The sequence below is a fragment of the Xylanibacter ruminicola 23 genome, assembly GCF_000025925.1.
In the GTDB taxonomy this organism is placed as follows: Bacteria; Bacteroidota; Bacteroidia; order Bacteroidales; family Bacteroidaceae; genus Prevotella; species Prevotella ruminicola.
The window spans coordinates 643,666-657,303 of sequence record NC_014033.1 but is presented as its reverse complement, the minus strand read 5'-3'; the positions used below and the strand labels follow the sequence as shown (position 1 = coordinate 657,303).

General features: G+C 49.0%; 14 protein-coding genes. 3 read left to right on the top strand and 11 right to left on the bottom strand.

Annotation, left to right across the window (positions count from 1 at the left end):
• Positions 1-9 precede the first annotated feature (9 nt).
• Entirely contained in the window at positions 10-1,917 is a 1,908-nt protein-coding gene (locus PRU_RS02815) for a RecQ family ATP-dependent DNA helicase (RefSeq protein WP_013063725.1), read from the top strand.
• Between the two features lies 1 nt (position 1,918).
• Here PRU_RS02815 and PRU_RS02810 read toward each other — a convergent pair whose 3' ends face one another.
• The 8 genes from PRU_RS02810 to PRU_RS02775 all read right to left on the bottom strand — a co-directional run bounded on the left by PRU_RS02810 (position 1,919) and on the right by PRU_RS02775 (position 9,137).
• Positions 1,919-3,370, bottom strand: coding sequence for an amidophosphoribosyltransferase (locus PRU_RS02810; protein WP_013064641.1), 1,452 nt, complete (start codon positions 3,368-3,370; stop codon positions 1,919-1,921).
• A gap of 5 nt (positions 3,371-3,375) precedes the next feature.
• Positions 3,376-3,840 carry a MaoC family dehydratase gene (locus PRU_RS02805; RefSeq protein ID WP_013065248.1) on the bottom strand — a complete coding sequence of 155 codons (465 nt, stop codon included), beginning with the start codon at positions 3,838-3,840 and terminating at the stop codon, positions 3,376-3,378.
• A gap of 54 nt (positions 3,841-3,894) precedes the next feature.
• Positions 3,895-4,944 carry a ketol-acid reductoisomerase gene (gene ilvC / locus PRU_RS02800; RefSeq protein ID WP_033151233.1) on the bottom strand — a complete coding sequence of 350 codons (1,050 nt, stop codon included), beginning with the start codon at positions 4,942-4,944 and terminating at the stop codon, positions 3,895-3,897.
• Positions 4,945-5,159: 215 nt separating this feature from the next.
• Positions 5,160-5,606, bottom strand: coding sequence for a GAF domain-containing protein (locus tag PRU_RS02795; protein WP_013063368.1), 447 nt, complete (start codon positions 5,604-5,606; stop codon positions 5,160-5,162).
• A gap of 26 nt (positions 5,607-5,632) precedes the next feature.
• On the bottom strand, positions 5,633-6,340 hold the full coding sequence (locus tag PRU_RS02790) for an SDR family NAD(P)-dependent oxidoreductase (protein WP_013064603.1): 708 nt from the start codon (positions 6,338-6,340) through the stop codon (positions 5,633-5,635).
• Positions 6,333-7,736: a C1 family peptidase gene (locus PRU_RS02785; RefSeq protein WP_041385587.1), complete on the bottom strand. Its 1,404-nt coding sequence runs from the start codon at positions 7,734-7,736 to the stop codon at positions 6,333-6,335. Before PRU_RS02785 ends, PRU_RS02790 begins: the two co-directional genes overlap by 8 nt.
• A 4-nt stretch (positions 7,737-7,740) precedes the next feature.
• Complete coding sequence (locus PRU_RS02780; protein WP_013063130.1) at positions 7,741-8,622, bottom strand: M48 family metallopeptidase; 882 nt, start codon at positions 8,620-8,622, stop codon at positions 7,741-7,743.
• 152 nt (positions 8,623-8,774) lie between these two features.
• Positions 8,775-9,137 (bottom strand): hypothetical protein, encoded by a 363-nt coding sequence (locus PRU_RS02775; RefSeq protein WP_013065240.1) that lies wholly within the window; start codon positions 9,135-9,137, stop codon positions 8,775-8,777.
• Positions 9,138-9,422: 285 nt separating this feature from the next.
• Between PRU_RS02775 and PRU_RS02770 the strand changes: the two genes are divergently transcribed.
• Both PRU_RS02770 and aroC read left to right on the top strand, forming a co-directional pair.
• The gene (locus PRU_RS02770; RefSeq protein WP_013064445.1) at positions 9,423-10,037 is read left to right on the top strand and encodes an FKBP-type peptidyl-prolyl cis-trans isomerase; all 615 of its coding nucleotides are present in this window, start codon (positions 9,423-9,425) and stop codon (positions 10,035-10,037) included.
• Positions 10,038-10,062: 25 nt separating this feature from the next.
• Positions 10,063-11,148: a chorismate synthase gene (gene aroC / locus PRU_RS02765; RefSeq protein WP_013065628.1), complete on the top strand. Its 1,086-nt coding sequence runs from the start codon at positions 10,063-10,065 to the stop codon at positions 11,146-11,148.
• Positions 11,149-11,343: 195 nt separating this feature from the next.
• Here aroC and PRU_RS02760 read toward each other — a convergent pair whose 3' ends face one another.
• Genes PRU_RS02760 through PRU_RS02750 form a run of 3 tightly spaced genes read right to left on the bottom strand, consistent with a single transcriptional unit; the run spans position 11,344 to position 13,556 of the window.
• Entirely contained in the window at positions 11,344-12,249 is a 906-nt protein-coding gene (locus tag PRU_RS02760) for a dihydroorotate dehydrogenase (protein ID WP_013065029.1), read from the bottom strand.
• On the bottom strand, positions 12,237-13,010 hold the full coding sequence (locus tag PRU_RS02755) for a dihydroorotate dehydrogenase electron transfer subunit (RefSeq protein ID WP_041385584.1): 774 nt from the start codon (positions 13,008-13,010) through the stop codon (positions 12,237-12,239). The genes PRU_RS02760 and PRU_RS02755 overlap by 13 nt, the downstream gene beginning before the upstream one ends.
• A gap of 57 nt (positions 13,011-13,067) precedes the next feature.
• Positions 13,068-13,556: a helix-turn-helix domain-containing protein gene (locus tag PRU_RS02750; RefSeq protein WP_013063305.1), complete on the bottom strand. Its 489-nt coding sequence runs from the start codon at positions 13,554-13,556 to the stop codon at positions 13,068-13,070.
• Positions 13,557-13,638 lie beyond the last annotated feature (82 nt).

Here is a 13,638-nt window from a genome sequence, read left to right as displayed (position 1 = left end):
ATTTGACAATTGACAATTGATAATTATAGGGAGATTCTCCATCGCTACTGGGGCTACGATGATTTCCGCGGTATTCAGCGCGAAATCATCGAGTCTATCGGTAGTGGCCACGATACATTAGGACTGATGCCTACAGGTGGTGGTAAATCCATTACCTTCCAGGTGCCAGCTTTGGCACACGAGGGTACTTGCATTGTGATTACCCCGCTGATAGCCCTGATGAAGGACCAAGTTGAGAATCTGCGCCGCAGAGGGATTAAAGCAGCCGCTATCTACAGCGGACTTACCCACGAAGAAATCATTGTAACACTCGAAAACGCCATCTTTGGCGCCATCAAGCTGCTCTACGTTTCACCAGAGCGACTCTCATCCGACTTATTCCAAACCAAGCTCCGCCACATGAAGGTGAGCTTTATTACGGTCGACGAAGCCCACTGTATTTCGCAATGGGGTTACGATTTCCGTCCCTCATACCTGCAGATAGCCCAGATACGCAAACTGGTGCCTGGCGTGCCCGTATTGGCTCTTACTGCCACAGCCACGCCACAAGTGGTTGACGATATCCAAGCAAAATTGACGGGTGATTTCAACGTGTTCAAGATGAGCTTTGAACGCAAGAATCTGGCTTATGTGGTAAGGCATGCTGAGGATAAGACTGAACAACTGATACACATTCTGAAACACGTGAAGGGCTCGGCCATTGTGTATGCCCGCAGTCGCCTGCGCACTAAGGAGTTTTCGCAGATTATCAGCGAGGCCGGCATCACATCCACATTCTATCATGCAGGCCTTGATGCCAGCACGAAAGATGAGCGACAGCGCGAGTGGCAGGAAAACAAGTATCGTGTAATGGTGGCCACCAACGCCTTTGGCATGGGTATCGACAAGCCCGATGTACGCGTGGTGATACATATGGATTGTCCGGATAGTATCGAGGCCTATTTCCAAGAGGCAGGGCGTGCTGGTCGCGATGGTTTCAAGGCGTATGCTGTGCTGCTGTATAACCGTCACGACGAAACCAAACTGAAAAAACGCATTACCGACACCTTCCCTGATAAGGATTACATCCGCCAGGTTTATGAGCATCTGGCCTATTATTATCAGATAGGTGTGGGCTCGGGTTATAACCATACGTTCGAGTTTAATATCGATAAGTTCTGCCACAACTTCAACCACTTCCCTATCCGTGTTGATTCGGCCCTCAAGATTCTGCAGCGCGCAGGCTATCTGGAATATACCGAAGAGCAGGACAACAAGGCACGCGTTATGTTTACCGTGAGCCGTAACGACCTGTATCGATTGGAAAACAACAGTCCGAACGAAGAGGCTATCATCACGGCCCTGCTGCGCAACTACGGCGGCCTGTTTACCGATTACAATTTTATCGACGAGGCTTTCCTGGCGCAGGCCACCAACTTAAAGCCACAGCAGGTTTACCTGATACTCAAGAGTTTGTCGCAGCGCCATATCCTGCATTTTATTCCTCAGAAAAAAACGCCTTACATACGCTATACCCAGCGACGCGAAGACAAGGAGTTTATACAACTGATGCCTGAGGTGTACGAAGAGCGCAAAGTACAGTTCGAAGCACATATTCAGGCTATGATTCGCTACGCTACCAACGATAAGGTATGCCGTAGCCGACAACTATTACGCTATTTTGGCGAGGAGAACGATCATAATTGCGAGCAGTGCGATGTATGTCTGGCTCATCGCGCCGAGGGCATGGTGGTTGAAGCCCGCCTAAATGCGGCTGCCCAGAAAATCCTGCAGTTGCTGGATGATGGCAAACCCCACTTTATTACCGAATTAAAAAGCATCGAGCTGCCCGTAAGCGAACTCGATGCTGCAATTGAATATCTCACAGACGAAGAATATATCATCCGACTGGAGGATGGTTGTATCGCAAAGTCTTAAATCAGAAATCCAACTTAAGCTGACGATTGTCTTCCTTATCATGCTCGTGACAGTAGCTACTGCCATCAAAGCAGTGTGTGCACACGCGGCACTTGTCCATACCAATGCTCTTAACCAGATCCTCGAGCTTAGCAAACTTCAGCGAGGTCAGGCCCAGACGCTTGGCAATCTCATCTACCATACGCTTGTACTCAGGCGAGTCGGTGGTAGCGTACTTCTCCAGGTTCTTCTTATCGTCGCCCTCAAAGTCCTTGATGATACGGCGTGTAATCAACTCCATATCGCTCTTTGACGAGGTAAAGCCGATGAATGGACAACCATAAACCAATGGAGGACAAGAGATACGGCAGTGCACCTCTTTAGCGCCATACTCAAAGAAAGTCTTTACGTTATCCTTGAGTTGTGTACCACGTACGATAGAGTCGTCGCAGAATACCACGCGCTGATCCTTCAGCAAAGCTGGGTTAGGTATCAGTTTCATCTTAGCCACCAGCGAACGGCGCTCCTGGTTGCCAGGAGTAAACGAACGGGGCCAGGTTGGTGTGTACTTCAGCACGGCACGCTTGTAAGGTACCCCCTTACCCTCTGCATAACCGAGCGCCATACCGACACCCGAATCGGGCACACCGCAAACGCAGTCAACCTCAGTCTCATCCTTCTCACCCATCATCTTACCATTGGTCTCACGTACGTTTTCTACGTTGATACCATTATAATCTGATGCGGGGAAACCATAGTAAACCCAAAGGAACGAGCAGATCTGCTCACGTTTCCAAGGCTCCTGCAGTACCTCCAGCTTATCGGCAGTAAGGAATACTATCTCGCCAGGACCAAGGTCACGAACACGCTTATAGTCGAGATTGGGGAAACTGGTAGTCTCGCTACTTACGGCATAGGCGCCATCCTTCTGTCCGATAACGATAGGTGTGCGGCCCAGGAAGTCGCGGGCAGCAATAATACCCTTCTCGGTCAGAATCAGCATCGAGCACGATCCCTCAATCTTTTTGTACACCAGGTTGATACCTTCAACAAATGTGCGACCCATATTAATAAGCAGGGCCACCAGCTCTGTCTGGTTGATGGTATTGGCCGAGTACTCACTAAAGTGCATGCGGCGATCCAGTAGTTCTTGTGCTATCTCTTCCAGGTTGTTAATCTTAGCTACGGTAACTACGGCATAGCGGCCTAAGTGCGAGTTAACGAGTATGGGTTGTGGGTCGGTATCGCTAATTACGCCAATACCCTGTTTTCCTGAAAACGAGTCGAGTTCATCCTCAAACTTAGAACGGAAGTAATCACGCTCCAGGTTATGGATTTTACGACTAAAACCTTTCTCCTCATCGAATGTTACCAGTCCTGCACGCTTGGTACCCAGGTGCGAATTATAATCGGTGCCGTAGAACAAATCGTTTACACAGCACTTTGTGGAAATGGTTCCAAAAAATCCACCCATACCTATTAATTAAAATAATACAGGAACGAAGCGATACCCTCGAGTGCGGGTTTGCGCTGCCCCTCGATTTCAATTCTGAACTCAATCTCTGCCTTACAGATACCACGCAGGTTCTGAATGTTGTGCAACTTGGTGACCAAACGTACCTTTGAGCCTGTGATAACTGGCTGTCCGAATCGCATCTTGTCCATTCCGTAGTTAACCAGCATCTTGATGTTGTTCACCTCGATAATCTGGTCCCACATATAAGGCAACAGCGACAGGGTCAGATAGCCATGAGCGATAGTGCTCTGATACTGACTCTCCTTCTTGGCGCGCTCCACGTCAACGTGAATCCACTGATGGTCCAGTGTAGCGTCGGCAAAAAGATTAATACGGTCTTGGTCTACTTGCAGCCAGTCAGAAGCGCCGAGCTCCTCACCCAAGTGGGCTGCGAATTCATCGTACGAATTAATTACTAATTTTCCCATATCATATTTAAAAATGAATCACGGGGATGCGTGTGCACCCCCGTGATTGTAGTGTTATACGTCTTGGTTCTCAGGACGCAGCTTACGTACGGTCTCGCCAGCACGCCACATTTCCTGATTACGCATAGCCTCCAACTCTTTCTCCAGTCCAGCGCGGTAGTCGGGTTTCGAGTTAGCGTCGATGGTAATCTGTGCCTCGTTACCCGTCTGTACCGAGTAGTACAACCACTCCATAACGGGCTTGATAGCATCGTGGAATCGTGGAGCCCAGTCGAGCGCACCGCGCTGTGCGGTGGTCGAGCAGTTAGCATACATCCAGTCCATACCCTTAGCACCGAAGAGAGGGCCAAGGCTCTGGGTCAATTCCTCTACAGTCTCATTGAAAGCCTCTGAGGGAGAGTGTCCGTGCTCACGCAGTACCTCGTACTGAGCCAGCAGCAGTCCCTGAATGGCACCCATCAACGAACCACGCTCACCAGTCAAGTCTGATGTAGCCTCGCGCTCGAAGGTGGTCTCAAACATATATCCGGCACCAATACCGATACCAAAGGCCAGAGTCTTCTCCTTAGCCTTACCAGTAGCATCCTGATAAACAGCATACGAGCAGTTCAAACCACGACCCTCGCAGAACATAGTGCGCAGGCTGGTACCACTACCCTTAGGTGCAACCATAATTACGTCAACATCCTTTGGAGGAACTACACCTGTACGATCGCTCCAGTTGATGGCGAAACCGTGGCTGTAATAAAGAGTCTTGCCAGGCTTCAGATACTGTTTGATGGTGGGCCACTGCTGAATCTGACCAGCATCAGAGAGCAGCATGCAAAGGATAGTACCCTTCTCAGCGGCTTCCTCGATAGAGAACAGAGTCTCGCCAGGAACCCAACCGTCGGCCACAGCCTTGTCGTAGGTCTTGCCAGGGCGCTGACCCACAATCACATTAAATCCGTTATCACGCAGGTTGCAGGCCTGACCTGGTCCCTGAACGCCATAACCGATTACAGCGATGGTCTCATTTTTCAATACTTCACGTGCTTTCTCAAGTGAGAACTCTTTGCTGGTGACAACAGTTTCTGTTACGCCACCGAAATTCATTTGTGCCATATAGCTTTAAATTTTTACTCGGCTCGCCAATAAGCTTGCCAAGGAGTTGTACTTAATCCCTGCGTTCCGTGCCAGCCCTACCCGAGAGCCGTCGTCTTGTCAGTTCGCTCACACCCTACACGAGGATGCGACTTGGGCGTTAACTATTTAAATCGGGTGCAAATTTAAGCATTTCTGCCCACACTGCCAAAAATTTCTCTGCGTTTTTTTATTTTTTATTCGAACACCTTGACAATCTCTTCCAGCCACTGCTTGTCAACCTCATCGAATGTTGCCAAATCCTTGCTGTCGATGTCTAGTACTGCTATTATTTCGCCTTCGGCCGATCTTACAGGCACAACGATTTCCGAACGCGACTCGCTGCTGCAGGCAATATGACCAGGGAACTGTTCTACATCGGGCACCACAATGGTCTCGCCCTGTTTCCACGAGGTTCCGCATACGCCCTTGCCATAGCCGATATGCATGCAGGCCACAGGTCCCTGGAATGGACCCAGTACCAACTCGCCGTTCTGTACACGATAGAATCCTGTCCACCAGAATCCCATCTCCAAATGTATGGCTGCGGCCACATTAGCCATCACAGCCACCTGATCGGTCTCACCAGCGCTCAGCGCCTTAATCTGCTGCTGCAGCAACTGATATTTCTCTACCTTATTCATTATTATATAGTTTAGTTTTAACTGAATTATAACTTGATTCTACGCCAGATGCATCTGGGTATTCTGCGCCAAACGGCAGTCAGGATGCGATATTTCCAGTCGATCACACGAATGTGCTTATGATGTTCGATTGCACTCACAATCTCGCGTGCCACAGCCTGTGGCTTCAGCATCATGGGATAGTGGAATGAGCCACTCAACAGGGCCGTATCCACAAAACCTGGACGGATATCGGTAAACCTGATATCGAGCTTTCGGGCGTTGGCCTGCTGCTCTAAGGCCTGCAGATACACGTTCTGCATGGCTTTGGTAGCCGAATAGGCTGGTGCCGGACCAAGCCCCTTGGTACCAGCGATAGAGGTGATGGCTGCAATATGCCCCCTGCCCTGCTGGGCAAAATAGCGATAGGCACAGCCAATCATACGGGTAAAGCCCAAGCCGTTGGTTTCAACTGTAGCCAACTCGATATCGGGCGTTAGTTCACGATTCTGCTTCCCGATACCCGAGGCATAGAAAAACAAATCCATACCACCCAGGCGATCAACCAACTGCATCAGCTTTTCGGGTGCATCAGCACTGGTCACATCAATCTGCTCCACATCGGCGGCGCCAATGGGTTGCAACAGGTCTAAACGACGAGCGGCCACGCCTACCGTCCAGCCGCGCTGGATGAATAGACGGGCCACTTCGAGTCCGATACCTGATGAGGCGCCTACAATAATAGCTTTACTCATCGGGCAAGAACAATGGGTCCTCGGGCATTACCATAACCGGTTTGGTATTGTATGCCTTCAGCAACTTCTCTGACACATACTTTTTATTTACAACCAAGCGGAACATATACTCACGGAACCAGTCGGCAGTCATAATCAGGCAGCCCTGCTGGCCGCTGGTAGCACCCCACGAGTTCTCAACCTTCCACTTAATGGGCTTACCCTGGTTATCCAGGTCGACAGCAGTCAATGTCATAGCGTGGGTAGAACCACTGTCAAAAGTAGAAATACGCTGAGCCTTGTCCATCTTAAAGGTAGTTCCGAATACCGATCCGTAGTCGAAATTATCTAACGAAGCATAGCCGCGCTTACGATCCAGCAACTTGCCTACATCGTACGAGCTATACATCTTACGGCCATCCTTCAGCGAGGCAATAGCCAACTGCTCAATCTCCTCCATAGGCAGGTTCAGATAGCGCCAGTTGCTGCCGTCGTAGGTGTGGCGATCATACTCTACCTCGTAGGTCTTGTAATACTCGCGGCGTGGGTCGTTCATCACCATAATGAAGGTGCCATTCAGATCGCCACCAACAACCTCCTGATAGAAACTCAGTGGAGTGTACTCCTTGGCCTCGCCCAGCTGGCGACCGTTCTTATCGTGGAAAGCGTAGGTGAACTTCTCAACGGGAACACCCAGTGTCAGCTTCAGCATGCGATAAATCTGACCCAGCATCTCAGTCTTAGCCTTCTGGATATCGGCAGCACTCTTTTTCTTAGCTACCATATCACGCAGCTGGAGTCCGAACTCACGCAGCTTCGACGAAATCAGGCTGCGAGCCTTCGAGGTGTTCTCGCTGGTAAAACTCTCAGGCATAATCTCCGAGGGAACCAGTCCGTATTTGGGTGCCAAGTCGGCCACACCGCAGAAAGTACCACCATCACCAATAGGCGAATGGAAGAAGAACTGCACACGCTGATCGTCCATAGGCTTCTTGGCGGTATCAATCACGCCCTGAAGCATCAGGTTCGACTTCTCCAACTGATCCCAGAAGAAGAGATAAGCCTGCGAGAACTCGATGCTTACTGAATCGGCCTGAGCCATATAGTTTGAACGCAGCACGTTCAGTCCGCTGAACATCCAGCAACGTCCAGATGATTTCTGGTCGGTAATCGACTGCTTACGGGTTTCAACCGAGAAATGAGTGTCGATAGGCAGGGCGGCCACCTTGTAGTTCTTGGCCAGCGCATCAATGCTCATACCATAGATGGCATTAGCGATAACACGCTCCTTGCCACACTGTTTCTGCTCCTTCTGGATTTCCTGTAACATCTGGGCAGAAATGCCTCCACCCTGTGTCTGCGCCTGTGCCATCATTGCGCAGGCAGCAAACGCGATAGTAATTGTACTTCTTTTCATTTATTTACTTCTTTTTTGTAGTTTTTTTAGTTGTAGTCTTTTTTGTGGTGGTTGTCTTCTTAGCCGTAGTGGTGGTCTTTGGCTTGTAGTACTTCTTAGCCTCGGGCAACCATCCCTGAATATTCTTGATACGTGTAGCATCTGAAGGGTGATCGCTCAGGAACTCAGATGTGTTGCTGGTGCTGGCCGAAGCCATACGCTGCCAGAAAGTAACAGCAGCCTCAGGATTATAACCTGCCATCGCAGCAAAAATCAAACCCATGTAATCAGCCTCGCTCTCATGGCTACGCGAGTATTTAAGATTAAACAAGTTGATACCAGAGCTAACCACAGCCTGGCCGACGGCAACGGTATTGCTGCCTACACCCAGAATGCTGGCCAGAGCACCTGCTCCCTGCACACCATACTGCTGCTTGATCTGGGTGCTCATCTGCTCGGCAGAGTGACGTGCTACAGCGTGGGCAATCTCATGTCCAAGCACGATAGCCAACGAAGCCTCGTCCTGTGTGATAGGCAAGATACCTTCGTAAACCACAATCAGTCCGCCAGGCATACACCATGCGTTGGCCTGCTTATCGGCCACCAGGTTAAACTGCCACTTGTAGTTCTGCACATCGTTCTGCATACCGTTAGCATTCAGATAGCTTACCACAGCGTTGGCCAGATTCTGTCCCACACGCTTAACCATAGCGGTTTTGGCGGCATCGGTAGAAAGCTTGGCAGTTTTCATAAACTCCTGATACTGCTGGGTCGACAGACTCAGCATCTCACCATCGCTAACCATCAGATTCTGCTTACGTCCTGTGATAGGCACAGTACTTGTGGTACCGCAGCTAACCAGCACAGCGGCAACCATCGACATGAGTAAAAACTTAATTTTCTTCATACCTTGTTATGATATTATTTAGTTATTATCGTTTTCAGCGTGCAAAGTAAGCAAAAAAAATCGACATTTGCAAATTTTAAGCATAAAAATAGAGACATCCCAAAGGAATGCCTCTATAAAGAATGACCAATAATAACTAAAAAACTACGAATTTACTTGTTCAAACCACGGTTGTTGATAGTGGTGTTCAGCAGCAGCAGGTATGTACGCATCTGATCCTCGCTGAGTACGTAGCGCATACGCTTAACGTCGGTATCGATAGCGTGCTTAACCATAGCCTCGCGCTCGCTGTTGCTAGCCTGAGCTGCATATGAGATCTCAGTATTGAATACATTGTGGATGTTCTCAACAGCCTCGCGCTGGTCGATAGCCAGGTTCAGAACCTTTGAGAGCTTATCCATGTTTACGTCCATCTTGTAAGCCTCTACGTTTGCTACAGCGTTAGTGTTCTCACCCTCAGCAAATGCAGTTGTCATGCTCAGCATTGCTACCAATGTCATCATCATCTTTTTCATCTTTTTACCCTTTCTTTTTTTTACTCGGTGACTTTTTACAGCCAACCTACTTTTATACTTTAATTTGTTATCCTTTTGTCTTTTTGACGATGCAAAGGTACGGCGATTTTTTGATACTCACAAGCATTTTTGTGTAATTGTGTGCGAACACAGCTTTTTTATTGATACATATCAAAGAAAGGCAGAAATAAGTATTTTTTTACTTTTTCCAATTAAACGTTCGTGTATTTGGCAGAAAATGCGTAACTTTGCAGGCTGAAACTAAATATATATATAATAGGTATAATGGAAGAGACAAAAAACAGATTCATGTCGGTTGTATACCAGTTGTACAGCCTGAAGGATGGCAAGAGTGAGCTTGAGGAGCAGACTGGCGATGACCGTCCATTTGAGTTTATCACCGGATTCAGCGTAGCACTCGATGCTTTCGAGGAGAAGGTAAAGGGTCTTGAAAAGGGCAGCGACTTTGATTTCGAGCTGGCTCCAGTTCAGGCATTCGGCGAGTATGTAACTGAGGGCGTTCACAAGGTTAGCCGCGAGGTATTTACTGTTAACGGTCATTTCGATCACGACAACATCTTCGAGGGCGCTGTTATCACCCTGATGGACAACGAGGACCATCAGTTCATGGCTAAGGTGGTAAAGATCGAGGAAGACGGTGTTACCGTTGATACCAACCACCCATTGGCTGGCAAAACCCTGAACTTCAAGGGTAAGGTGATTGAGAACCGCGAGGCTACCGACGAGGAGATTCAGCACCTGATTAAGCATATGACAGGTGGATGCGGCGGTTGTGGTGGCTGCGGAGGCGACCACGAGGGCTGCAATCACGAAGGCTGCGATCACGAGCATCACCACCACGACGATGGCTGTGGTTGCGGTTGCGGACACTGTCACTAACCCATAAAAAATTCCCCCTACCCCTATGCGCAACACATTTGGACACATATTCACACTCACAACCTTCGGCGAGAGTCATGGCGAGGCCGTTGGCGGCGTGATTGATGGCATGCCAGCCGGCATCGACATCGACATGGAGTTTATTCAGAGCGAACTGAATCGCCGTCGCCCTGGTCAGAGTGCTATCACCACCTCACGACAGGAAGCCGACCGTGTAGAACTGCTGAGCGGCGTGTTTGAGGGCAAATCTACAGGCTGCCCCATCGGATTCATCGTTCGTAACACCAATCAGCACTCCAACGATTACGAGAATATGCGCAATCTTTTCCGTCCATCGCATGCCGATTACACGTATTTCGAGAAGTACGGCATCCGCGATCATCGTGGTGGCGGCCGTTCATCGGCACGTATCACCATCAGCCGTTGCGTGGGCGGCGCATTGGCCAAACTGGTATTGCGCCAGAAGGGAATCAGTATTCAGGCCTACACATCACAGGTAGGCGATATTGCACTTGATAAGGATTACAGCCGCTACGACCCTAGTCTTACCGAGACTAACGCCGTACGTTGCCCCGACCAGCAGAAAGCAGCCGAAATGGAGGCGCTGATAGCAAAGGTAAAGGCCGAGGGCGACACCATTGGCGGTATCATTACTTGTGTGATTAAGGGATGCCCCACAGGCTTAGGCGAGCCTGAGTTCGATAAGTTGCACGCCTCGTTAGGTCAGGCCATGCTCAGCATCAATGCCGTTAAGGGCTTTGAGTATGGCGATGGTTTCAACAGTGCCACCATGCGCGGCAGTCAGGTGAACGACGTGTTCGTACCATCAACTGGCGATCAGCAGCCCATCACCACCACAACCAATCACAGTGGCGGCATTCAGGGCGGCATCAGCAACGGGCAGGACATTTACTTCCGTGTGGCCTTTAAACCAGTAGCCACAATTCTTACCGAACAGCAAACGGTAGATAAGGAAGGAAATGCCACCACTTTCACTGCTCACGGGCGCCACGATCCGTGCGTTTTGCCCAGAGCAGTACCAGTTGTTGAATCGATGGCTGCAATGACAATTTTAGACTATATTTTACTGCGAAATGCGGTAATTTTATAGAAAAGGACACCCCGATTGCAAAAAAATGCAAAAAAGATTTGGTAGTTTCAAAAACTATGCGTATCTTTGCACCGCAATCAGGGATTTGGGAAAACCCCGGAATTGCTTTAGTTAAGTCTAGTTTAGTTTTTGTGTTGGTTGGGGGCTGCCGATTGGTAGCCCCCAAATTTTTATCTATACGGCACAAAAAAGGGGTTAAATAACCCCTATGATTTCGCTAACATCCTTACAGCCGTGTGCATCAAGCCACTCGTTAATGCCGTCCCTCACCTTGATACTTACTGCCGGATCCAGGAAGTTGGCTGTACCTATCTCGATGGCCGTTGCACCAGCCATCAGGAACTCGATGGCATCCTTGGCACAACTAATGCCTCCTAAGCCTATTACAGGTATCTTAACGGCCTTAGCCACCTGCCATACCATACGCAGCGCCACAGGCTTTACACAAGGGCCACTCAATCCGCCTGTATTAATGCTCAACAGCGTTTTGCGCTTCTCGATATCAATAGCCATACCCATCAGCGTATTAATCAGCGATACGCTATCAGCACCCTCAGCCTCTACAGCTCGCGCAATCTCAGCTATATCAGTTACATTAGGACTCAGCTTTACTATCAGCGTTTTGTGGTAACGCTGGCGCACAGCCTTTACCACGCTGGCAGCACCAGCACAGGTAACACCAAAAGCCATACCTCCATCCTTTACGTTAGGACACGAGATATTCAGCTCGATGGCAGGGATATTCTCTAATGCATCGATACGGGCAGCACACTCAGCATAATCCTCAGGACTCGATCCGCTCACGTTTACAATCATATTGGTATCTATATCCTTAATCTGCGGATAAATGTGCTCACAGAAGTAATCTACGCCTTTATTCTGCAGTCCTACGCAGTTCAGCATCCCGCTGGCTGTTTCGGCCATACGTGGATAGTCGTTTCCCTCACGTGGATTCAGGGTGGTTCCCTTCACAATAATACCACCGATACCATCCAGAGGCATCAGGTCGGCAAACTCCAATCCGTAGCCAAAAGTACCCGATGCAGTCATCACAGGGTTCTTCAGCTCCAAGTCAGCAATCTTTACATTTAGTCTTGCCATAACAGTTTCTTAATATTAAACACGGGTCCATCCTTACAAACACACAAATTGCCCTCGGTAGTCTTCTCTACGCAGCACAAGCAAGCACCCAGTCCGCAAGCCATCAGGTTCTCTAACGAGGCCTCACAGTCGATGCTATTCTGACGGGCATAACGAGCCACAGCCTTCATCATCGGCGTAGGGCCACAGGTACTGATACGGTCGAAACGCTCCTCGTTCAGCAGCGAGTGATTAGTTACAAAGCCCTTCTCGCCCATCGATCCGTCCTCGGTTGTTACGTACACGCGCCCGAACATATTAAATATAGGCAGCATCAGCAGGTCGTTAGCCGTACGCGCTCCTAACAGGAATGTAGGCTCAATACCCTGGCGCTTCATCTCGGCACCCATATACAGCAGGGGGGCCACACCTACGCCACCACCAACCAGCAGCACCTTTTCGCCAGCCTTGGCAGCAGTAAAGCCGTTGCCTAATGGCAGCACACAGTTAAGCGTGTCACCAGGTTGCAGTTTAGCTAATGTTCGGGTTCCGTCGCCAACGGTAGCTACTAACAGCCAAAGCTCGTTGGCGTTGCGATCAACAAAGTTAATGGAAATGGGGCGGCGTAAAAAGGTAGATGTTGAACCATCTACACGCACCTCGACAAACTGACCGGGCAGCATATCGGGCAGAGGTTTATCATCAGTTAGTTTTATAAGTACATAACGCTGATGGATCTGCTCTACCTGCTTCACCTTGAGGTCAAGTATATACTTCTTCATACTTCAAATTTTTAATTCGGGTACAAAGGTACTATTATTTTTTGAAACCACAAAACTTTATTTCTTCGCAGGTACAAAAGTATCCCATGTCTGATCATCGTAAAACACACGAATCTCGATAACCTTACGCTGCGGTTTGTCAATGAATTTTACCTCCTCGCGAACGATTTCTTGGTGTGTATTACGTACACTATTATAATTTTGGGGCTGCTGAGCCACATTTTGGGGGGCTTGTACAGGTGCATCATCAAAATTCAACATCAGATTTTGCTCGATAGGGTGGGTACCAGGGGTACCTTCAGCCTCCGAAAACAGATCCTGATCGGGAGTGTTTTGGGGCAGATACATGTCACCCGAACCAAACATCAACCAATCGGTATTGATGTTAGGAATTTTCTTTTTGATGGCTTCAACGATGTTTAGGGTAGGACGAGTACGACCGTTGAAGATGCTACTAAGGGTAGCTGGACTCTGACCGATGTAGTCGGCGAAGAGCTGTTGAGTCATGTGCTGGCTCTCCATAATTTGCCTGATTCTATCTTTCATTGCTGTAACTAAGTGCTTAATGGGGCTATTAGGCCCTGTTTTCTTTCAGTTTACAAAGGTAAAACAAAAAATTGAAATATAC

What these genes read in the sequence shown, in the direction of transcription:
- PRU_RS02810 (WP_013064641.1), bottom strand. Translation starts at nt 3,370, where the DNA reads ATGGGTGGATTTTTTGGAACCATTTCCACAAAGTGCTGTGTAAACGAT.
- PRU_RS02805 (WP_013065248.1), bottom strand. Translation starts at nt 3,840, where the DNA reads ATGGGAAAATTAGTAATTAATTCGTACGATGAATTCGCAGCCCACTTG.
- ilvC (WP_033151233.1), bottom strand. Translation starts at nt 4,944, where the DNA reads ATGGCACAAATGAATTTCGGTGGCGTAACAGAAACTGTTGTCACCAGC.
- PRU_RS02795 (WP_013063368.1), bottom strand. Translation starts at nt 5,606, where the DNA reads ATGAATAAGGTAGAGAAATATCAGTTGCTGCAGCAGCAGATTAAGGCG.
- PRU_RS02790 (WP_013064603.1), bottom strand. Translation starts at nt 6,340, where the DNA reads ATGAGTAAAGCTATTATTGTAGGCGCCTCATCAGGTATCGGACTCGAA.
- PRU_RS02785 (WP_041385587.1), bottom strand. Translation starts at nt 7,736, where the DNA reads ATGAAAAGAAGTACAATTACTATCGCGTTTGCTGCCTGCGCAATGATG.
- PRU_RS02780 (WP_013063130.1), bottom strand. Translation starts at nt 8,622, where the DNA reads ATGAAGAAAATTAAGTTTTTACTCATGTCGATGGTTGCCGCTGTGCTG.
- PRU_RS02775 (WP_013065240.1), bottom strand. Translation starts at nt 9,137, where the DNA reads ATGAAAAAGATGATGATGACATTGGTAGCAATGCTGAGCATGACAACT.
- PRU_RS02770 (WP_013064445.1), top strand. Translation starts at nt 9,423, where the DNA reads ATGGAAGAGACAAAAAACAGATTCATGTCGGTTGTATACCAGTTGTAC.
- aroC (WP_013065628.1), top strand. Translation starts at nt 10,063, where the DNA reads ATGCGCAACACATTTGGACACATATTCACACTCACAACCTTCGGCGAG.
- PRU_RS02760 (WP_013065029.1), bottom strand. Translation starts at nt 12,249, where the DNA reads ATGGCAAGACTAAATGTAAAGATTGCTGACTTGGAGCTGAAGAACCCT.
- PRU_RS02755 (WP_041385584.1), bottom strand. Translation starts at nt 13,010, where the DNA reads ATGAAGAAGTATATACTTGACCTCAAGGTGAAGCAGGTAGAGCAGATC.
- PRU_RS02750 (WP_013063305.1), bottom strand. Translation starts at nt 13,556, where the DNA reads ATGAAAGATAGAATCAGGCAAATTATGGAGAGCCAGCACATGACTCAA.